Annotated in this window: 17 protein-coding genes and 1 tRNA gene; 13 read left to right on the plus strand and 5 right to left on the minus strand. The window is 40.3% G+C overall.

The window, feature by feature from the left end:
• Positions 1–7 precede the first annotated feature (7 nt).
• Positions 8–946 (minus strand): ribose-phosphate pyrophosphokinase, encoded by a 939-nt coding sequence (locus R3O62_RS14870; RefSeq protein ID WP_005777652.1) that lies wholly within the window; start codon positions 944–946, stop codon positions 8–10.
• 131 nt (positions 947–1077) lie between these two features.
• Here R3O62_RS14870 and R3O62_RS14875 point away from each other — a divergent pair, with 131 nt between their 5' ends.
• From R3O62_RS14875 to R3O62_RS14920, 10 genes are all read left to right on the plus strand, one after another.
• Entirely contained in the window at positions 1078–5553 is a 4476-nt protein-coding gene (locus R3O62_RS14875) for a DUF5113 domain-containing protein (protein ID WP_005820202.1), read from the plus strand.
• 26 nt (positions 5554–5579) lie between these two features.
• Entirely contained in the window at positions 5580–6308 is a 729-nt protein-coding gene (locus tag R3O62_RS14880) for a DUF5932 domain-containing protein (protein WP_005777656.1), read from the plus strand.
• Positions 6298–7752 (plus strand): AbgT family transporter, encoded by a 1455-nt coding sequence (locus R3O62_RS14885; RefSeq protein WP_022012743.1) that lies wholly within the window; start codon positions 6298–6300, stop codon positions 7750–7752. The genes R3O62_RS14880 and R3O62_RS14885 overlap by 11 nt, the downstream gene beginning before the upstream one ends.
• A gap of 90 nt (positions 7753–7842) precedes the next feature.
• A tRNA-Arg gene (locus R3O62_RS14890) sits at positions 7843–7916 on the plus strand.
• A gap of 250 nt (positions 7917–8166) precedes the next feature.
• Positions 8167–8865 (plus strand): SOS response-associated peptidase, encoded by a 699-nt coding sequence (locus R3O62_RS14895; RefSeq protein ID WP_005806010.1) that lies wholly within the window; start codon positions 8167–8169, stop codon positions 8863–8865.
• A gap of 174 nt (positions 8866–9039) precedes the next feature.
• Complete coding sequence (locus R3O62_RS14900; protein ID WP_005806012.1) at positions 9040–9777, plus strand: hypothetical protein; 738 nt, start codon at positions 9040–9042, stop codon at positions 9775–9777.
• Between the two features lie 120 nt (positions 9778–9897).
• Positions 9898–10881, plus strand: a complete 984-nt coding sequence (locus tag R3O62_RS14905; protein WP_080594334.1) for an aminodeoxychorismate synthase component I — start codon at positions 9898–9900, stop codon at positions 10879–10881.
• Positions 10865–11461, plus strand: a complete 597-nt coding sequence (locus tag R3O62_RS14910; RefSeq protein ID WP_005777672.1) for an aminotransferase class IV family protein — start codon at positions 10865–10867, stop codon at positions 11459–11461. The genes R3O62_RS14905 and R3O62_RS14910 overlap by 17 nt, the downstream gene beginning before the upstream one ends.
• Positions 11462–11748: 287 nt before the next feature.
• The gene (locus R3O62_RS14915; protein ID WP_005777676.1) at positions 11749–12417 is read left to right on the plus strand and encodes a DUF2461 domain-containing protein; all 669 of its coding nucleotides are present in this window, start codon (positions 11749–11751) and stop codon (positions 12415–12417) included.
• A gap of 67 nt (positions 12418–12484) precedes the next feature.
• Positions 12485–14497, plus strand: coding sequence for an alpha amylase C-terminal domain-containing protein (locus tag R3O62_RS14920; protein ID WP_005806019.1), 2013 nt, complete (start codon positions 12485–12487; stop codon positions 14495–14497).
• Between the two features lie 68 nt (positions 14498–14565).
• Here the strand turns inward: R3O62_RS14920 and R3O62_RS14925 are convergent, their stop codons facing one another.
• The 4 genes from R3O62_RS14925 to R3O62_RS14940 all read right to left on the minus strand — a co-directional run bounded on the left by R3O62_RS14925 (position 14566) and on the right by R3O62_RS14940 (position 19513).
• On the minus strand, positions 14566–16263 hold the full coding sequence (locus R3O62_RS14925) for an alpha-amylase family protein (RefSeq protein WP_032531476.1): 1698 nt from the start codon (positions 16261–16263) through the stop codon (positions 14566–14568).
• A gap of 11 nt (positions 16264–16274) precedes the next feature.
• Positions 16275–17333, minus strand: coding sequence for a Gfo/Idh/MocA family oxidoreductase (locus R3O62_RS14930; protein ID WP_022012739.1), 1059 nt, complete (start codon positions 17331–17333; stop codon positions 16275–16277).
• Positions 17324–18124, minus strand: coding sequence for a patatin-like phospholipase family protein (locus R3O62_RS14935; RefSeq protein ID WP_005806024.1), 801 nt, complete (start codon positions 18122–18124; stop codon positions 17324–17326). The genes R3O62_RS14930 and R3O62_RS14935 overlap by 10 nt, the downstream gene beginning before the upstream one ends.
• 180 nt (positions 18125–18304) lie before the next feature.
• Complete coding sequence (locus R3O62_RS14940; RefSeq protein ID WP_005777683.1) at positions 18305–19513, minus strand: MFS transporter; 1209 nt, start codon at positions 19511–19513, stop codon at positions 18305–18307.
• Positions 19514–19736: 223 nt separating this feature from the next.
• Between R3O62_RS14940 and R3O62_RS14945 the strand changes: the two genes are divergently transcribed.
• From R3O62_RS14945 to R3O62_RS14955, 3 genes are all read left to right on the plus strand, one after another.
• Entirely contained in the window at positions 19737–21239 is a 1503-nt protein-coding gene (locus R3O62_RS14945) for a glutamine synthetase family protein (RefSeq protein WP_188521491.1), read from the plus strand.
• Positions 21240–21326: 87 nt separating this feature from the next.
• On the plus strand, positions 21327–21905 hold the full coding sequence (locus R3O62_RS14950; protein WP_032539307.1) for a Crp/Fnr family transcriptional regulator: 579 nt from the start codon (positions 21327–21329) through the stop codon (positions 21903–21905).
• A 71-nt stretch (positions 21906–21976) separates the two neighbouring features.
• Positions 21977–22690, plus strand: a complete 714-nt coding sequence (locus tag R3O62_RS14955; protein ID WP_005806030.1) for an SDR family NAD(P)-dependent oxidoreductase — start codon at positions 21977–21979, stop codon at positions 22688–22690.
• The last annotated feature ends 37 nt before the right edge of the window (positions 22691–22727 follow it).

Consider the following 22727-nt stretch of genomic DNA (forward strand, 5'->3'; position numbering starts at 1 on the left):
ATCTTTCTTAGATAATGTATTGTGAACTGATGGATTCGTTGTTCATTACACGTTTGATTGTTTCGGCAAACATATCGGCAATGCTTAGCTGTTTTACTTTGACACATTTTTTAGAATAAGGAATGCTGTCGGTGAAGACCATTTCAGTCAGTCCTGACTCCTGAACACGGAATGATGCGGGATCGGACATTACACAGTGACTGGCAATGGCACGTACTGAGTTGGCTCCGGCTTCAAGCATGATGTTGGCGGCTTTTGTAATAGTACCGGCTGTATCAACAATATCGTCAATCAATACTACGTTTTTACCTTTTACATCGCCGATGATTTGCATAGAGGCTACTTCATTTGCTTTCTCACGTGACTTATTGCAGAGAACCAGGGGTACACCCAAATACTTGGAGAATGTACTTGCTCTTTTTGAACCACCGACGTCGGGAGTTGCAATTACGAGTTCTTCCAGCTTCAATGACTGAATATAGGGGAGGAACACGGCCGAAGCATACAAGTGATCCACCGGAATATTGAAGAAGCCCTGAATCTGGTCTGCGTGCAAATCCATTGTGATCAGACGATCGATGCCTGCAACTGAAAGCAGGTCTGCTACCAGCTTTGCGCCGATAGAAACACGTGGTTTATCTTTTCTGTCCTGACGTGCCCATCCGAAATAGGGGACAACTGCAACGACGCTCTTTGCAGACGCTCTCTTGGCTGCATCGATCATCAGAAGAAGTTCCATCAAATTGTCGGAATTAGGGAAAGTGGACTGAACCAGGAATACGTGTGCGCCACGAATTGACTCTTCATAAGAAACTGCAAATTCACCATCAGCAAAGTGGGTGATATTCATGTTTCCCAAAGGACAATTGAGGCTTGCGCAGATTTTTTCTGCCAGGTATCTCGAATTAGTTCCCGAGAATACCATAAAGGGTGCTTTTTCGCTCATTGTGTGTAATAGTTGTTACCTATTGGTTATAATTTGCGCGCAAAGGTATGAATTATCTGGGCATTTTAAAAGACTTATTGTAGAAAAAATTGTAGTTTTGCTACCTGAACACTAATTGTATCCGAAAAGAAATGAATCCGCGTTTGCCTATAGTGCTTTTTTGTGTGTTGTTGCTAACGACATTCTTCTCTTGTGTCGATACAGCTCCAACCAAGGAGGTACAGCATATCGATTCGCTAAACCAACTGGCATATACTTATCGATATAGAAATCTGGATTCTTCTTGCCGGGCTGCGTCGCAGGCCTATAAAGAGGTTAGCATGTACCAGCAGGGAAAAGCGGAAGCCTCCAATAATCTTGCTTTCTGCGCTTTCATGCGGATGGATTTTGATAATGCGGAACGTTTGTATAAAGAGGTCTACAATCTGACGAAAAATGAACTGGAGCTTTTGATTGCTGATATCGGACTGATGAAAATTTATCAGCGGACAGCTATGAATAAAGAGTTCTATGATTACAGGAATAGTGCAATCCGGAGAATGAAGCGGATTGATGAAGAAAGTAACCTGTTTATAGATCGTCACGAAAGTGCCCGGTTGAATTATGCTTTTACAGAGTTTTTTATCGTTTCAGCGGTTTATTACTACTATCTGCAACAACGTGCCGAGGCGATGGCTTCGCTGAACGAAATACGGCAAAACGAGGAGTTGGCAGCCGATACAAACCAAATTCTCTATTTTCATTATATCAAAGGTTCAGCCGGTTTATGTGAGGGGAAAACACCGGAAGACCGGAAGCTTGAAGAGTTTGATGAACTGTATACCACTTGGAAAATGGCATCGGAGCAAGGATATTTATACTTCGAAGGAAATGGCTTGCAGGGGCTTGCCAATCTGATGGCATCTCCGGGTAGTTATGAATTATTCCTGAACAGGCGTTCGCATGCTCTGACAAGATTCGGTATGCCTGTAGATTCATTGTTGCCGTTGAGATTAGGACAAATGGCACTGGAACGTTTTCGCAAATATAACGACCTTTATCAAATAGCGGGTGCCTATGTATCAATCGGCAAATATCTGAATGCTCATGGGCGCTATGCAGAAGCGCTGGACACGTTGGCAAAAGCGTTGGATTGCGTGAACCAGCACCATATAACATATTACCATTCTGTAGCAGATACACTTGATAAACTGGAGGTGTTTGTCCCAAACAAAGATGTGGCATATACTGAAGTAACCTGGCTTGGGAAAGAAAAGGTGAAAACTGTGCCGGAATGGATCTCCAGAATACGTGAACAGTTGAGTGTGTCATTTGCGTGTCTGGGTATGAAACCGGCTTCGGATTATAATAGAAATGTCTATCTGGATATCTTGCGATATACCCGTCAAGACAAGGAACTGGAGAGTCGTTACCTGTCTCTGGAACAAGAATCCAGACAGTTGAATGTGGTATTATTTTTCGTAGTTATAGGGCTCGTACTGGTTGCTGTCATGTTTTGGCTGTTCAACAAAAGATCGAAAGTACGAAACCGCATCCATATTGCCCGTTTGAAACAAACATTGGATGTCTGTCAGAAAATCACCGCTTCTATCCCGGCTGATGTGGCGGATGAAAGTGAGATTGTACGTGCCATCGCTGGATCGATATTGCCGGATATGGAACAATTGTTTAGTGCGACAGGAATCAGAATCGGGGTGAGGGATGAAGAAGCTGGAGAAATTAAGTTTGACGAAGAATGTGAAAGTGAACAGGAAACTGAAGTAAAGCCGGGTAGCGAGATTGGTATAAGAGCCGACTTTAATTTATATGTACCCGATAAAACAGATCCTATCGGTATTTTGATTCTCTTTACCCGCCATCGGCTGAATAAAGACGAACAGGCGTTGGTGAAAGTAATAACTCCTTATATTGCTTGGGCATTAGACAATGGAATGACATTTATTTCATTGGGTGATGAACGAAATAAGCTGGAAAAACAAAGGTATGTTTATGAACAGCACATCGCCGGAAACAAACGTCAGAACCTGATAAAAAAATCCTGCCTGGCTATCGTAGACGGAATCAATCCGTATATAGATCGGATTATTAACGAAGTCCACAAGCTGACGGAAAAAGGCTTTATTAATGACGACCGGATAAAAAAAGAGAAGTACCAGTACATTGACGAACTGGTCACTACTATCAATGAATACAATGATATATTGGCGTTGTGGATTAAAATGAGACAAGGTTCACTTAGCCTGAATATTGAAAATTTTGAGCTGAACGAACTGTTTGAGTTAATAGGCAAAGGGCGTAAAGCTTTTGAAATGAAGAAGCAGAGGCTTGAAATAGAACCGACAGGGGCATTGGTAAAGGCGGATAAAGCTCTGACCTTGTTTATGATTAACACACTGGCCGAGAATGCCCGCAAATATACCCCGGAGGGAGGTACCGTAAAGATATATGCTGGGACGACCGATGAATATGTGGAGATTTCTGTGGAGGATAACGGACGGGGACTTTCGTCTGAAGATATAACGAAAATTATCGGTGAGAAAGTCTATGATTCTCAATCGATAGGGATGAAAGAAAGTACGGATCAAGAAGAACTGAAACGCAGTAAAGGCAGTGGGTTCGGACTGATGAACTGTAAGGGAATTATTGAGAAATACAAAAAGACCAACGACTTGTTCAGGGTGTGTACATTTAACGTAGAGAGCACACCGGGTAAAGGAAGTCGCTTCTATTTCCGGTTGCCTCCCGGGATACGTAAGATCTTCGGGATCTGGCTATACCTGATCATATCTTGCAGTTTCTTCTCTTGTCAGGATGAACCGATGCCGGAGAAACTGAAAGATGTCCCTGTCGACTCCGTAACCTTGGTAGCTGAAGAGGAATACGAACGTTTATTAGACGAAGCTTCCCGCTTTGCTGATACAGTGTACTATTGTAATGTGATAGAAAATTTTGAACTCGCTTTGCAGTATGCCGATTCGGCACTAAACCGACTGAATGCACATTATAAAAAGTATGCTCGCCATCCTCAACGATATATGAAACTGGTGGGGAGTGGAGTACCGGCCGAACTGGAATGGTGGGTGGAACCGTTCAATACCGATTTCCATGTGATATTGGATGTGCGAAACGAAGCGTCAGTCGCTTTCTTAGGTCTCAAAAAACTGGATGCATATAATTACAATAATGTCGCTTATACGGCATTATATAAACTGACTGGAGAAGATCAGTCTCTGGAAGGTTATTGCCGTCAACTGGAACGGTCGACTACTAATAAGACAGTAGGGATTATTTTGTGTATTCTTTTGTTAGTGGTTTCTCTTTGCGGCTATTATCTTTTGTACATGCGCAAACGGCTCCTGAACCGCCTGAATCTGGAGCAAGTCCTGGAGATTAACAAAAAAGTATTTGCCTCTTCACTGACACGTACGCAAGAATCGGCAGAAGCTTTGCAACGCGAAGAAGATACGCTGAAAGAGATACCACAGAGAATTGTAAATGAAGCTTTTGACTCGGTAAACGAACTTTTGACCATAGAGAGGTTAGGCATTGCTGTATATAACGAAATGGGACATCGGCTTGAGTTTGCTTCCAGTCCTCGCATGAATGTGACTCCGGAAATTGTACAACAATGTTTTGACTGTCAGTCTTATCTTTCGGACAAAGACATGCAAGCATTGCCTTTGCTGGTCGATGCGGGAGGTGAACATCAGTGTGTGGGTGTATTATATTTGGAAAGGCAGGAAGAAAGCATGCAAGAGGCAGACCGCCTGCTGTTTCAATTGATCTCCAGATATGTAGGCATTGTGGTTTTTAATGCAGTTGTCAGGCTTGCTACGAAATACCGCGATATTGAAGCAGCACATGAAGAAACAAGAAGAGCTTCATGGGAAGACAGTATGCTGCATGTACAGAACATGGTACTGGATAATTGCCTTTCGACCATTAAACATGAAACGATTTATTATCCGAATAAAATCAAACAGATCATCGGCAGGTTGAATGTGCAGTCCCTCTCAGAAGAGGAAGAGAAGGAGAGTGTAGAGACCATTAGTGAGCTGATAGAATATTATAAAGGTATTTTTACGATATTGAGTTCGTGTGCTTCACGTCAGTTGGAAGAGGTTACATTTCGGAGAACAACAATTCCGGTTGCCGATATAATGGCATATGCCGGTAAGTATTTCAAGAAAGCTGGTAAAGGGGGTGCTAATAAGATAACGATGGCTATAGAGCCTCTTGAAGCTAAAGTAATAGGAGATATCAATCAATTGCGTTTTCTTATGGAAAACCTGATTGATGAAGCCCTCTCTTTCCATCAGGATGGAGAGTTGATATTAAAAGCTGTCGCAGACGGAGAATACATTCGTTTCCTGTTTACAGACAGAAGACGTGAAAAACACGTAGAAGAACTGAACCTGTTGTTTTATCCGAATCTGGCACGTATGACTTCGGGGGAAAAAGGTGAGTTGCGCGGAACTGAATACTTGATATGCAAACAAATTATCCGTGATCATGATGAATTTGCCGGAAGACGCGGTTGTCGCATCAATGCCGAACCAGCACAGGGGGGAGGATTTACAGTCTATTTTACTGTACCTAAAAGATAAGAAAACTAATATACATAGATAATAGTATGGAAGATAAGAAATTTAAAGTAATTATTGTAGAAGACGTCAAACTGGAACTGAAAGGAACCGAAGAAATATTCCGTCATGAAATACCGAATGCCCAGGTAATTGGTACGGCAATGACGGAAAATGAATTCTGGCCTTTGATGGAGACTCAGTTACCCGATATGGTATTGCTGGATTTAGGGTTGGGAGGTTCTACGACGATCGGTGTCGATATTTGCCGGAACATATTTAAACGCTATCCAGGGGTGCGGGTGCTGATATTCACAGGAGAAATTCTAAATGAAAAGTTATGGGTAGACGTATTGAACGCCGGAGCAGATGGAATTATATTGAAAACAGGTGAATTACTGACCAAAACAGATGTGCAGGCCGTGATGGATGGCAAAAAACTGGTATTTAATTATCCTATTCTGGAGAAGATTGTCGAGCGGTTTAAAAAATCCGTTGCCAATGACGCTAAACGTCAGGAAGCTGTCATAAGCTATGATATCGATGAATATGACGAACGGTTTCTCCGCCACTTGGCCTTAGGATATACCAAAGAGATGATAGCTAACCTGAAGGGTATGCCTTTCGGAGTGAAATCACTGGAAAAACGGCAAAACGATTTGATTGGGAGGTTGTTTCCGCAAGGTGAACGGGTGGGAGTAAACGCAACCCGGCTGGTGGTTCGTGCATTAGAACTTCGCATTATCGATCTGGACAATCTGGAAGCCGATGAAGAGTAAATGGCGCATTCCGCATCCGGCAACGATGTTCTTCCTGTTTACGCTGGCAGTCATCTTTTTATCTTGGATATTCGATATCTATGGACTAAGGGTACAGCTTCCGCAAACAGGAGCGGAAATTCGTGTGCAGAGTCTGCTGAGTCCGGAGGGGATTCGCTGGATGTTGCGGAATGCGATCACTAACTTTACCGGGTTCGCACCGCTGGGCATGGTACTGACAGCAATGTTTGGCATCGGAGTAGCCCAACATTCCGGATTTATCGATGCTTGTATCCGACAGGGAGTGAAGAACCGGAGAAACACTAAAAAAATAATTCTTTGGGTGATTATCCTGGGATTGTTATCGAATATAGTGGGGGATGCAGGTTATATCATACTACTGCCGATAGCAGCTACTCTATTCTATTCGGTTGGATTGAATCCGGTAGCAGGAATCATCACTGCATACGTATCGGTATCTTGTGGCTACAGTGCCAATGTGATGTTGAGTACAATGGATCCGTTGATAGCCCGTACCACACAAGAGGCGGCCATCGACTCCGGAGTATATCAGGGAAACACAGGACCTTTATGCAATTATTATTTCATGTCTGTTTCTACATTTATTATTGGAGCTATTATTTATAGAATAACCTGTAAACAACTGATTCCTTCTTTGGGAGAATATGAAGGAATGCAAATATCTGAGGTCTATAAACAACTCTCACGGAAAGAACGTCGGGCTATGACTATGGCAATCGTAGTAGGGATGATCTACGCCTCAATCATACTATGGGCTACTTTTTCATCTTGGGGTATTTTGCGGGGAGTAAATGGAGGACTGATACGTTCACCTTTCATTATGGGCATTTTATTCTTACTATCGTTGGGAGCTGCAATCATGGGAATGGTCTACGGATTTAGTTCCGGACGTTATCGTACGGACGGAGATGTAATAGAGGGACTGGCAAAACCGATGAAGTTATTGAGTGGCTATCTTGTCATTGCTTTTTTTGCTGCTCAGATGTTTGCTTGCCTTGAATATTCACATCTTGATAAATGTGTGGCTATCATAGGGGCTAATTTGCTTTCTTCGGTGCAAGCAGGTCCATTATGGACTCTCATCCTGTTTATATTGTTCACTGCTGCAATCAATCTGATTATGGTTTCTGCGACTGCCAAGTGGGCCTTTATGGCTTTTATCTTCGTACCTGTATTTGCACGGATGGGGATTGAACCGGATATGACGCAATGCGCTTTTCGGATAGGTGACAGTGCGACGAATGCCATTACCCCATTTATGTTTTATATGCCTTTAGTATTAACCTATATGCAACAATACGATAAACAGGCCACTTATGGTTCGCTTTTAAAATATACTTGGCGATATTCTGTATATATATTGATAGGCTGGACTATGTTACTTTTTATTTGGTATTTAACTGGCTTACCTTTAGGATTATAGAATAGTGTGATGAAAATGTAAGTAAAAAAAGTCATAGATTCTTTTGGAGATTTCAGAAAAAGCACTACCTTTGCACTCGCAATCAAGGATGGTTCCGTAGCTCAGCTGGATAGAGCAACGCCCTTCTAAGGCGTGGGTCAAGCGTTCGAATCGCTTCGGAATCACAACGTAAAGGCAAGTAGTCTGTAAAAAGACTGCTTGCCTTTCGTCATTTTCTGGCTATCAGACACTTAGTACTATATCGTTTCAGATCAAAATCGTGCGAATTTCTTCAAAAAGGTAGAAAACATGCCCCAATAGGGGCATGGTAGAAAGAATTTAGAAAACAACTAAAGTAGTGGATGGAAACAAGTAAAGCCATCTGGATGTTATATAACCAATATTAATGAAATACTAACTATTAACTACTAAACCATGTGTTTTCATAATTCAATGTCTGCCAAAGCTATAAAACTGGCTACACGTTACGGACGAAAATCTGATATCATTGAGATATATCGGGATGTTCTTAACGAACAATATCACATTAACGCCTTTAACTTTCCCAAATATCCGATTATCACTGCATCTGATGAGATACAGGTATTCAATTGGGGACTTATTCCCTTTTGGGTAAAGACAGAAGAGGATGCTGAAGAGATGCGTAAAATGACCTTAAACGCAAGAGCAGAAACAATATTTGAAAAGCCGTCGTTTCGTGAATCTATAATGAGGAAAAGATGTATCGTTCCCTCTACTGGATATTTTGAGTGGAGACATGAAGAGAGTAAGAAGACTCCTTATTATATTTATGTTAAAAATGAATCCATCTTTTCAATGGCAGGCATTTATGACATCTGGACAGATAAGGAATCGGGTAGGCAGCATGCTACTTTCTCCATCATAACGACTGCTACAAATTCGTTGACGGATTACATACATAACACTAAACACCGAATGCCGGCTATTTTGTCACCGGAAGATGAAGAACAGTGGCTGAATCCTGAATTATCCCGCGAGAATATTGAATATTTCTTTAAACCATATTCTTCAGATGAAATGGGGGCATACCCGATAGGTAATGATTTTATAAAGAAAATGCCAACGGACAAAAGTATTTTGCAGCGGGCATAAAGTTGGTGTATGGCTTCCGGAATATTATCAGATTGGTATTTTATCACTTTTTTTAACGGAAAAATAACTATCGTTATTGACTTTTCAAAAAAGTCAAAAGATGAAAAAATATATTGTGTTTACATAAGATTCGTGTTACATTTGAACGATAAACAATTAAAAAACACAATAACCATGAAAAAAATTATTTTATTACTTGCTTTATGTTTTACCGCAAATAATTTCTTTGCGCAGACTACTGATCCGAATCAACTGAAGAATGAAGGTAATGACGCTTTGAATGCAAAAAATTATGCTGTTGCTTATGAGAAATATAGCGAATACCTGAAATTAACTAATAATCAGGACTCTGTTACTGCATACAACTGTGGCGTATGTGCGGATAACATAAAGAAATATAATGAAGCTGCCAACTATTTTGATATTGCAATTAAAAAAAGGTACAACTTAGCAAATGCATATATCGGTAAATCGGCTGCCTATCGTGATATGAAGAATAATAAGGAGTATATTGCTACATTGGCAGAAGGTATCAAAGCTGTTCCAGGCAATGCAACGCTTGAAAAGCTATATGCAATATACTATTTAAAAGAGGGGCAGAAATTTCAGCAGGCAGGCAATATTGAAAAAGCAGAAGAGAATTATAAACATGCAACTGACGTGAGCAGTAAAAAGTGGAAGACTGATGCTTTATATAGCTTGGGAGTTTTGTTCTATAACAATGGAGCAAGTGTTCTGCAGAAAGCAACTCCTTTAGCAAATTCGAACAAAGAAAAATATGCTTCCGAGAAAGCCAAAGCAGATGCAGATTTCAAAAAAGCCGTAGACTACCTGGGAGAGGCAATTACCTTGTCACCCAATAGAACTGAAATCAAACAGATGCAAGATCAAGCAAAAGGAATGATAAAATAAAAAGATTATCCTAAAGATAGAAGAGAATGGGGTTGCTAAAATCAGCAACCCTATTTTTTTGTATGCATCTGTTTTTTATTGTAAGTTTGTCACTTGAACTAAACAGTGAAAAAAAGAATGATGCAATCCTATAGTAAAAATGAAGCTATCGACCGTATAAATAAACTGGCCAAAACAGGAAAAGCGTTTCTGTTTATTATAAACTATAAACAAGATTGTTCTTTTGTAGAGCAGATAGATAATATAGACCCGTCTGAGCTTCTTTATAATCTGAATGGCTTTAGCAACTGTACGTCTGTACCTATACCTTTACAATCTCCTATAACATGGAGGCCGACCCCAATATCGCTTGTACAATATAAAACTTCGTTCGATATTGTACGCAGAAATATTCTGGGAGGAAATAGTTTTTTAACGAATCTCACCTGTATAACTCCGGTCGCTACAAATTTAGGATTGGAAGATATTTTTTATCATTCTCAAGCTTTATACAAACTTTGGCTGAAGAATCGCTTTGTCGTTTTTTCCCCAGAGATATTCATTCGTATAGAGAATGGGAAGATTTGTTCTTATCCTATGAAAGGAACAATGGACGCAACTTTACCTTCCGCCTTGGAGGTATTGATGGAGGATGAAAAGGAGGCGGCAGAACATGCCACAATTGTTGATCTGATACGGAATGATTTGAGTATGGTGGCAGATTGTGTAGCTGTAACCCGTTATCGCTATGTAGATACTCTCCATACAAATCACGGCCCTATTTTACAGACCAGTTCGGAAATCAGTGGGATTTTGCCGAAAGATTATGTTTCCTGTTTGGGAGATATTCTTTTCAAGCTTCTCCCTGCCGGTTCCATTACGGGAGCCCCAAAACATAAAACGATGGAGATAATAGAACAGGCGGAAAATTATGATAGAGGGTTTTATACTGGCATTACCGGATACTATAACGGAAAAAAGTTGGATAGTGCCGTCATGATTCGTTTCATTGAAGAACAAGATGGAAAAATGTTTTTTAAGAGTGGAGGAGGGATTACCTGTAAAAGTGACTTAGAAAGTGAATATAATGAAATGAAGCAGAAAGTTTATGTGCCAATTTATTGAAACAATACATATAGAGAGAGGAATAATATATAATCTGGATTATCACACGAATCGGATGAACCGGACACGTGCAGTTTTCTGGCCGGAACAGCCAGCGTTAGAGCTATCAAAATACCTTTATCCTGTATCAAGCGAAGGAGTGATGAAGTGCAGAGTAATCTATGGTCGCGAAATAGAGGAGATTACATATACGTCTTATCAGATACGTCCGGTACATTCTTTACAGATTGTTTATTCGGATGATATCGATTACACTTACAAAAGTACAGATCGGAGTGTAATTAATGAACTTTTCGCTCGCAGACAGGAACAAGACGACATACTAATTGTCAAGAATGGACTTCTGACAGATACATCTATAGGTAATATTGCTCTTTTCGATGGAAATGAATGGTATACCCCAAAACAGCCTCTCCTTAAAGGTACCCGAAGAGCATCATTGTTAGCTATGAATCTAATCAAGGAAAAAGAAATAACCGTAGAGCGGTTGTTTGAATACTCTCAAATCTGTTTATTCAACGCAATGATCGACTTTGGTAAGATAAAGATTGATGTCAATCAGGATCTCATACGGATATAACGATTATTAACAAGTTTATTTCTGGTCTGTTTGAACAAAACCTCTTTGGGGCATGTTATATAGATGTGTTTTTCATAGTATTAGATATAAGATTAATTAAAGAGATTGTACCAGCTTGTGATAAGTAAGTACGTCAGAAACAGAGGCGTCTGTTTTATTGATAAATGTGTTAAAGTGTCGGCTCTTTGTAGCCGACACTTTTTTTATACCTGTTTTTCGTCAATTTTATGGATAGTTACAAATAATTCTTATATATTTGTGGGATATAAACAGAAAAGAATGACACAATGAGTAATATACCTGTTATCTTTCGTTTTTTAAAAGACCTTACTGCGAATAACAATCGTGAGTGGTTTAATGAACATCGGGGTGAATATGAAATAGCCCGCATAGAATTTGAAAACTTCCTTTCTTCCGTAATTGCCCGTATTTCACTCTTTGACGAAAGTATCCGTGGCATTCAACCCAAAGATTGTACCTATCGTATTTACCGAGACACCCGTTTTTCTTCTGATAAAACTCCTTATAAGAATCATTTCGGAGGATATATTAATGCGAAAGGGAAAAAATCCAATCATAGTGGTTATTACGTACATATACAACCAGAAGGTTGTATGCTGGCCGGAGGTAGTTTATGCCTGCCACCCAACGTTTTAAAAGCATTGCGTCAATCTATTTATGATAACATTGACGAGTATCGTTCAATTGTGGAAGATCCTGAATTCAAAAAGTTCTTTCCAGTCGTTGGTGAAGATTTTCTAAAAACTGCTCCTAAAGGTTTTCCTAAAGATTTCAAATACATTGATTATTTGAAACCTAAAGAATTTACTTGTGCTTATTCTGTGCCAGACAGTTTTTTCCTGGCTCCTGATATTCTGGATAAAACAGAAGAGGTGTTCCGGCAATTCAAACGCTTTGCTGATTTTACGAATTTTACTATCGATGATTTTGAATAACGATTGGATAGGTATATCCTGAATGACTCTAAAAACAAATTCTGAAACACAATAATACATCCTTTTTATGGAAAAGACTCTTAATCTGATTAAAAATGATCCTTGGCTGGAACCTTACAAAGACGCTATCGTCGGACGTTTTGAACATGCCATGGATAAGAAGGCCGAATTGACCAATGGGGGAAAATCTACGTTGTCGGACTTCGCTTCCGGATATCTTTATTTCGGTTTACATCGCACTGATAAAGGATGGATATTCCGTGAGTGGGCACCGAATGCGTCGCATATTTACATGGTAGGTACATTCAGTAATTGGGAAGAAAAACCTACTTATAAACTAAAACGCCTGAAAAATGGTAACTGGGAAATTAAATTGCCTGCTGACGCTATCAAACACGGCGATCTATATAAATTACATGTATACTGGGAAGGTGGTCAGGGAGAACGAATTCCCGCTTGGGCTAACCGGGTCGTGCAGGATGAAAGCACCAAAATATTCAGTGCTCAGGTATGGGCACCGGAGAAGCCATTTAAATTTAAAAAGAAAACCTTTAAACCCAGTACCGATCCATTGCTGATTTACGAATGCCACATCGGTATGGCACAGCAAGAGGAAAAAGTTGGAACATATAATGAATTTCGCGAGAAAATTTTGCCACGCATTGCCAAAGAGGGATACAATTGTATCCAGATTATGGCCATACAGGAGCATCCATATTATGGTAGTTTCGGTTATCATGTGTCAAGTTTCTTTGCGGCATCATCTCGTTTCGGCACTCCAGAGGAACTCAAACTGTTAATTGATACAGCTCACGAACTGGGTATTGCCGTTATTATGGACATTGTTCATTCGCATGCCGTAAAAAATGAGGTAGAAGGGTTGGGCAACTTTGCAGGTGATCCGAACCAATATTTCTATCCGGGCGGACGCAGAGAACATCCGGCATGGGATTCACTTTGCTTCGACTATGGTAAAAACGAAGTAGTGCATTTCTTGCTTTCAAACTGCAAATACTGGCTGGAAGAGTATCGCTTTGACGGATTCCGTTTCGATGGTGTCACTTCTATGCTCTATTACAGCCACGGATTGGGCGAGGCATTCTGTAATTATGGAGATTATTTTAATGGGCATCAGGATGGCAATGCCATCTGTTACTTGACACTGGCTAATGAATTGATTCATGAAGTGAATCCTAAGGCTATTACCATTGCAGAAGAGGTATCCGGTATGCCGGGACTTGCCGCCAAAGTGGAAGACGGAGGGTATGGATTTGACTATCGTATGGCTATGAATATCCCCGACTATTGGATTAAGACCATTAAAGAAAAGATAGACGAAGACTGGAAGCCATCCAGCATGTTTTGGGAAGTAACTAACCGCCGACAGGATGAGAAGACAATCTCATATGCCGAAAGCCATGATCAGGCGTTAGTAGGAGATAAGACAATCATATTCCGCCTGATTGACGCCGACATGTACTGGCATATGCAGAAGGGCGATGAAAACTATATGGTTCATAGGGGCATTGCTCTCCATAAAATGATTCGTCTACTTACGGCAAGTACGATCAACGGTGGATACCTGAATTTTATGGGAAACGAATTCGGACATCCGGAATGGATTGACTTCCCGCGTGAAGGTAACGGATGGTCATGTAAATATGCTCGCCGGCAGTGGGATTTGGTTGATAATAAAAACCTGACTTACCATTATTTAGGTGATTTTGATGCTGACATGCTGAAAGTAATCAAGAGCGTTAAAAACATTCAGCAGACTCCTGTACAGGAAATTTGGCATAACGATGGTGACCAAGTACTGGCATACCAACGTAAAGACTTGATTTTTGTGTTCAATTTCAATCCGAAACAATCATTTACTGATTATGGATTTTTGGTAACCCCCGGAACTTATGAGGTAATATTGAATACAGACAATGTAGTTTATGGAGGCAATGGCTTGTCAGACGATAGTGTGAAACATTTCACATTGCCCGATTCTTTATATAAAAAAGAAAAGAAAGAATGGTTGAAACTCTATATTCCTGCGCGAACAGCAATGGTATTGAAAAGAACCAAATAAAAATGGGAATAAACAGATAAAAAACAGCCCTTGCACAGATTAGATTGCAAGGGCTGTTTTATATTCAACTAAAATTTAATCTTCAGTATTTTACCGGTATATGCTCCTAAAGCTATTTCTGTGGCTTTATAAGGCAATAAACAGACTACTTCTTCTTTATCGGTCATTAAATCGGTTGCTTTGTATGAGTCAAATTGGGGAATCTGCAAAAAATCAAAGGCATGAGAAGGTACATTAATTGCAACATTTACCGTTTGATTATCAAAGTTTACGACTACAAACAGCAATTCATTTTTATACTTACGCATGAAAGTATACTGCTTATGTTCATTAAATCTCCATCCATTTTCATTGGCATACATCAAATCAAAAAATACACCTTTTGATATTGCCTGCTCTTCATTACATAGAGTCAAAACCTTATGGTAAATTGCATATAAATGCTTTTGTTCTTCAGTTAGCATTTTTCCATCAAATTTACCTTCGTTACGCCAACGCCGAATGGTGTCTACACTCCAATAATCGAAAATAGTGGTTCGTCCGTCACGTCCGCTGAATCCTTCACTATCCATTCCCATTTCTCCGAACTCCTGACCAAAATAGATCATCATCGGATTCGTATTCATGCAAGCTGATACGATTAGTGCGGGAATGCCCTTGCGTGGGTCTCCGGCAAAGAAATCAGATGCAATGCGCTGTTCGTCATGATTCTCAAGGAAGTTAAGCATCCGCTTTTCAATCCCCCCCAAAGACTGCCAACTACGGGTGATGGCAGTTGCTGAATCGTAACCACAAGCCACATTACGCAAGGTATCATACAGTCCTACTTTATCATAGAGATAATCGAACTTACCACGAAACAGATAATTTTTATATTCGTGAGGATTGTATACTTCAGCAATAAACAAAATATTGGAATAGGTTTGTTTCACTTGTGGAATAGCCCATTCCCAGAACTCTACCGGAACCATTTCAGCCATATCACAACGGAATCCATCAATGTTCTTGGAAGCCCAGAAAAAAAGAATATCCAACATTTTAATCCAGGTATCCGGAGTCGGTGAAAAATGACAGGTTCCTCCATTTTGATAATCTACTCCATAATTCAGCTTTACAGTTTCATACCAGTCATTTATATTCGGGTAAGCATCAAATCGATTGTTACCAGTTGCTTTGGCAGGAAATTCACGATAAGGTTCCACTGCGTTTCCTGTCATATCAAACTGACCGTGCAATTCCGATTGTGGAATATAATAAAAATTATTGTATGGACTGAACGAGTAATTAGGATCATCGTTGGCTCCGAGTTGGCTGGTACCATCCGGCTGTGCATCCGAATGATATTGGCGCGCTACATGATTCGGTACAAAGTCGATAATCACTTTTAGTCCTGCCCTGTGTGTGCGGTTTACCAGGTTTTCAAACTCTTTCATTCGTCCGGGAACATCAGTAGCCAAATCCGGATCTACATCATAATAATCCTTAATGGCATAAGGAGAGCCCGCTTTGCCTTTTACAATAGCCGGATGATCCGGTCGGATATTATATCTTCTGTAATCAGTCTGAGTAGCGTGTTCGATAATACCGGTATACCAAATATGAGTCGCTCCGAGCTTTCTGATCTCACCCAAAGCTTTGGCTGTGAAATCAGCCATTTTTCCACAACCGTTTTGTAAGATGTCTCCGTTATTGATGCAGTGGTTATTATTATTTCCAAACAAGCGCGTAAACACTTGATAAATAATCATTTTTTCTTCGTTCTTCATTTTTATAAAAGCTATTTAAGATTAACTATTTTAGTTTCCCGATGGCTCTGATAAGCCGCTTCGATTATTCGTATCACATTCAAGATGTCTTGTGCATGCGTTTTCAACGTTTTTCCTAAACACAAGTGTTCATATATATTCTGATAGAAACCACCATAATTACCGGATATACCCGGATATTTCCGGCAGATTTCTTTTCCATTCATTTCTGTATGCAATAATCCCCATTCTTGTTCCGATTCCTCTCCCCAATTAGGGCTGCCAGGCATTTCACCAGCCAATAAGGCAGCTTCTTGTTTGTCGACTCCATATTTGACATACGATCCTAACGTCCCATGCAACATGAAACGTGGTTCGGCTTCCCGCATCAAATAGCTTGCTTTCAGGGTGATCTTCACATCAGGTGCCAAGGAAGGACGTAACAAATGAATTATAAAATAATCATCTACTTTTCCTCCATTACGAAGTACACCCAAATCGGCAAAAACAGCTTCAGGCATTCCGAAAAGCTGAACTGCCTGATCAATCAGGTGTGATCCCAGATTATATGTCAGTCCACCTCCCGATACTCCGGTTTCTTTCCATGTGTTAGGCTTGATAAAGTTTCGGTAACGGGCGAAAGTTGATTCATATTCCACTAAGCGACCTAACAACGACTTATCAAGAATATCACGTACTGTCAAAAAGTCTGCATCCCACCTGCGGTTTTGATACACACTAAGCATTAGTCCTTTTTGTTCAGACAAAGCTATTAATTCTTTTCCTTGTTCTGTAGTAGAAGTAAAAGGTTTCTCAACTACCACGTTTTTTCCGGCTTCAAGAGCCATTCGGGTATATTCATAATGTGTGCTGTCCGGGGTATTAACCACAATCAGATCTATCTCGGGATCCTCTGTCAACTCATTATAACTACGCACAATCGTTGCTTGCGGATAACGTGCTTTAGAGAGTTCCTTGGTACGCTCTACTATTTTACAAAGTTTGAAATGCGGATTCGTACTGATAAACGGGGCATGAAATACCTGTCCCGACATACCAAAAGCAGCCAATCCGGTTTTTATTATCTCCATATCTTTCCTTTCTCCTCAATCAGTTGATCCAAAACTTCGGAAGCTGTGTTATAGCCTTGCTCAAAAATCTCTTCAGCTTTTTCAAGCTCAGTATTGCTGTAACCCTCCAGATTATAAGGTTCTATTAGTAAATCACAATTATCGCGCTCCGGAAACGTATTGGCGCGAAACATAAAATGATAAGAGCGCATGGCAATACTGACAATATTCATTTTATATTTCTCTGCCATCAGCGGACTGACATTTACTGCCACTACTTTTTCACATTCATTTCGGATGGTAGAAACCGGTAGATTCATCAAAAGCCCTCCGTCCACATAGTGTGTATTTCCTATTTTTACAGGCGTAAACAATACCGGCATACAGCATGAAGCTGCCACTCGTTCGGCTATATTCCCTTTATGAAAATGCATACTGCGCCCATGATCCAGATCAGTGGCGGTGATGATAAGTGGAAGTTTTAAGTCTTCCAGTTTCTGTGCTTTAAGATTCGACTTCAGAAAGTCTATAAATTCTCCCAGTGCAAATAAACCGACTTTGGGAATCACAAGTTTGGTCAAGTCCTGAAATTTATGTCCGGAAAAGTAGTCCAACACTCTATAGGGTTCGTTACCGTCGGCGTAAAAAACTCCGGCCAAAGCTCCGGCACTTACTCCTGAAATGATATCCGGTTTAATATCATGCTCCAATAAGGCCTGGATAACTCCCAAATGGGCAAATCCTTTAATAAAGCCTCCGCTTAAGGCATATCCAATGTTATAAGGTTTTCCGGTTAATGCGTTATTCTCCATTTTCATTTACTTGATTCATATATGTACGCCACGAAATTAGTAAAATAATTAAGAGGGAGAATTGATATAAGAAAAAAACTGGTAGAAAATAGCATTAAAAAGGATAAAATCCGGAAAAGTGCTTCCGGATTTTATTTATTCAAATATAAAAAGCAGATACAGACTACTTTTCAATTATTCTTATTTTTCTTTTTTCGTTTTTTTTAAATCCGGTAAAAACCAAGTTACCAATCCTAATAACGGCATGAATGCACAAACATTGTATACCGCATCGATTCCAAATTTATCGGCCATATTGCCAAGGACAGCAGAGGCGATACCGGCAACACCAAATGCAAATCCAAAAAAAAGTCCCGAAATCAGCCCTAATTTATTAGGAAGCAGTTCCTGCGCATAAAGCAAAATAGCGGGAAAAGCGGACGATAACATCAGTCCGACGCAAAAACTAAGAAGTACAGTCCATACAAGTCCGGCATGTGGCATCAACAAACTAAACGGTGCTGTGCCAAGGATTGATCCCCAAATTACATATTTGCGCCCGACCTTATCACCGATAGGGCCTCCCATTAATGTACCGATGGCAGTAGCTACCAGAAATACAAATAAGAAGAGTTGTGATTGCTGAATACTTACATTAAACTTATGTATCAGATAGAAAGTATAATAGCTATTCAGACTCGCCATATAAATATATTTAGAAAAGATCAAGATCATCAGTATCGTAATGGCAAACACTGTTTTGCCTGGAGAGAGCGGGCGTTCAATATAGGTTCTTGCAAGTATGGGACGTTTTTTAAGATGGTTCAGATAGGCCCGGTACCACCGACAAATAGGGAACATTGCACAGATAGCCGCTAAAGCAAGAATTGCAAACAAAGCAATATAATGCCTGCCGTAAGGAGCCACTAACAACGCCACTAACAAAGGGCCTAATGATCCGCCCAAATTGCCGCCCACCTGAAAGAGTGATTGCGCTAATCCCCGTTTTCCTCCTGAAGCTAAAAAGGTTATACGTGATGCTTCGGGATGAAGGACAGAAGAACCGATTCCAATAATAAAAACGGATGCAAGCAACCAGTGTAAATTGGATGCAAAAGCCAGATTCAACATACCTACCAGTGTGAAACTCATTCCGATGGGAAGTGACCATGCTATAGGACGTTTGTCAAAAATAAGACCGGTCAGTGGTTGAAACACGGAAGCGGACATCTGGTAAACAAGAGTTATCAATCCAATCTGAGCAAAACTTAACGAGAGATCTTCTTTAAAGAGAGGATATACAGCCGAAATGACAGCCTGCAAAAGATCATTTAAACAGTGAGAAATACTTAATGCGATCAATATAGGAAATGCAATCCTACGAACCGGTTGGACCTGATTTTGTACCATATATTCTATACCTTATTTAAAATCGGATGCAAAGGTATAAAAAACAAAGAAGTAAGTAGCATAGGAGTGAGTCTAAATTAAAGAATAGCCGAATCGTCAGCGGATGAAAGGGAACTATTATTTTTCATGGGAATAAATCTTGATTTGCTAACTTTTTGTGTATCTTTGGTTCATAAAATAATCTGTTAACCCAAATAATTAATGAAACAACAATCAACGTATGATGAATCAAGAATTATTAATGAGTCCCAATCATCTGGTGACATTTTTGCAAAAGCCTGCTGCTGAATTTACAAAAGCAGATATTATTTCCTATATCCAACAAAATGAAATCCGCATGGTTAACTTTATGTATCCTGCTGCGGACGGACGACTTAAAACATTGAATTTTGTAATAAACAACGCTGCCTATCTGGATGCTATCCTGACTTGTGGTGAACGAGTGGATGGATCAAGCCTGTTTCCTTTTATAGAGGCAGGGAGCAGTGATTTGTATGTAATTCCACGCTTCCGTACCGCATTCGTTGATCCATTTGCAGAATTACCTACACTCGTGATGCTTTGCTCTTTCTTTAATAAAGATGGAGAACCTCTGGAAAGTTCTCCCGAATATACCTTACACAAAGCTTGTAAAGCGTTCACGGAAGTAACAGGCATGGAGTTTCAGGCTATGGGAGAATTGGAGTATTATGTGATTGCCGAGGACGACGGAATGTTTCCGGCAACCGATCAGCGCGGTTATCATGAATCAGGACCTTATGCTAAATTCAATGATTTCCGTACACAATGTATGTCTTACATAGCTCAAACGGGAGGACAAATAAAATACGGGCATTCTGAAGTCGGTAATTTTATGCTTGACGGTAAAGTCTACGAGCAAAATGAAATAGAATTTCTGCCAGTCCGTGCAGAAGATGCTGCCGACCAATTGATAATAGCCAAATGGGTTATCCGCAACTTAGCTTACCAATATGGTTATGATATTACATTTGCTCCGAAAATTACAGTGGGCAAAGCTGGATCCGGATTACATATCCATATGCGCATGATGAAAGACGGACGGAACCAAATGCTAAAAGACGGGATTCTTTCTGATACAGCTCGTAGAGCCATTGCGGGTATGATGCTGCTTGCCCCATCCATCACGGCTTTCGGAAATACAAATCCTACTTCATATTTCCGGCTTGTACCACATCAAGAGGCGCCGACTAATGTTTGTTGGGGCGATCGAAACCGTTCTGTATTGGTACGAGTTCCATTGGGATGGTCTGCTAAGACAGATATGTGTGCGTTAGCCAATCCATTGGAGTCGGACAGCCACTATGACACGATGCAAAAGCAGACAGTGGAAATGCGTTCACCGGACGGATCAGCCGATCTCTATCAATTACTGGCAGGACTTGCAGTGGCCTGTCGTCACGGTTTTGAGATAGACAACGCCTTAACCATTGCAGAGAAGACATACGTTAACGTAAATATCCATCAGAAAGAAAATGTTGATAAACTGAAAAACTTAGCACAACTACCGGATAGCTGTGCGGCATCAGCAGACTGCTTACAGAAACAACGGACTGTATTTGAACAGTATAATGTATTCAGCCCTGCTATGATTGATGGCATTATCAGTAGATTACGAAGCTATAATGATGCTACCCTGCGTATAGAGATACAGGGCAAACCGGAGGAGATGCTGGCATTAGTAAGCAAGTACTTCCATTGCGGATAAAGTCCCCCAAAGATCATTTTAATGCGGATTGAGTATCATAGTTCAGTCCGCATTATTTATATTCGCACTTCAAAATGAAATTATATCATGGAAGAAGCAAAAGATTTCAATAAGTATACATCGAAGGTTAACTTTGCCCCCATTACAGATTTTGTACTTCAAAATGGGCAACTTACCCAATATCAAAAAGGAGATTTCTTTTGCCGACAAAGTGAATCCTGCAAATTGATGGGGTATGTGGCAGAAGGTTCTTTCCGCTATTGCTGTACCAACAGTCGGGGAGAAAATAAAATTGTAGGCTATACATTCGAACACTCGTTTGTGGGTAATTATCCGGCATTCCGTTTAGGAGATAATTCAAATGTAGATATACAAGCCATTTGTAACTGCACTGTTTATATAGTAAACAACAGACAGTTAGAGGAATTCTATGACCGGGACGACACGAATCTGAAATTGGGTAGACATATAGCTGAAATATTGTTATGGGAAGTATATGAACGGATGATATCGATGTACAGCATGACGCCCGAAGAACGATATAGGGAGATACTTGAACGTTGTCCCGGACTGTTGAATTTGATTTCATTGAAGGAACTGGCATCCTATCTGATGATATGTCCGGAAACACTCAGCCGTCTTCGAAGAAAGTTAGTACAAAAATAAAATCTTGATTTCAGTCAAGATTCATTTGTTCCGATCCCAATACCTTTGTGTAAGCATTAAAAAGAATAAAAATGAAAAAGGTTATCATAATAGGAGCTACATCCGGGATCGGTAGAGGATTGGCAGAACGGTTTATTCAGGAAGGGAATATGGTTGGCATAACGGGACGAAGGGAAAATAAACTGCAAGAGCTTTGTTCACAAAATAAAAACTGTTTTTATACCATATCAGATGTTACAAAGGAAACTGATACAATCCGGCAACTCAATAATCTTGTGGACAGAATGGGAGGTATGGATATACTCGTGTTCTGTTCGGGGGTAGGGGAACTAAACCCTGAGCTCGATTATAATTTAGAGAGACCGGCTCTTTTGACCAATGTTATCGGATTCACCAATGTGGCAGACTGGGCATTTTATTTTTTCCAGAGACAAGAATCGGGGCATCTGGTTACAATTTCCTCTGTAGGCGGGATGCGTGGTGAAGGAATAGCACCGGCATACAATGCTTCGAAAGCCTATCAAATCAATTATACGGAAGGCTTGAGGAAGAAAGCAGCCAAGCTATCTTACCCCATTCACATTACGGACATACGCCCAGGATTCGTAGATACAGCGATGGCTAAAGGAGAGGGGTTGTTTTGGGTCACTCCACTACAGAAAGCCGTACAACAGATATACCGGGCGATCTTTCGGAAAAGAAAAGTTGTATACATCTCAAGAAGATGGAGATATGTAGCAATGCTTTTGAGAATAATGCCTGCTTCTATTTATTGTAAAATGTGACAGCAGAAGTAGGGCTCCGGTTTTTCTGACATTTGAC

The sequence above is a fragment of the Bacteroides hominis genome, assembly GCF_033042785.2.
Classification (GTDB): domain Bacteria; phylum Bacteroidota; class Bacteroidia; order Bacteroidales; family Bacteroidaceae; genus Bacteroides; species Bacteroides hominis.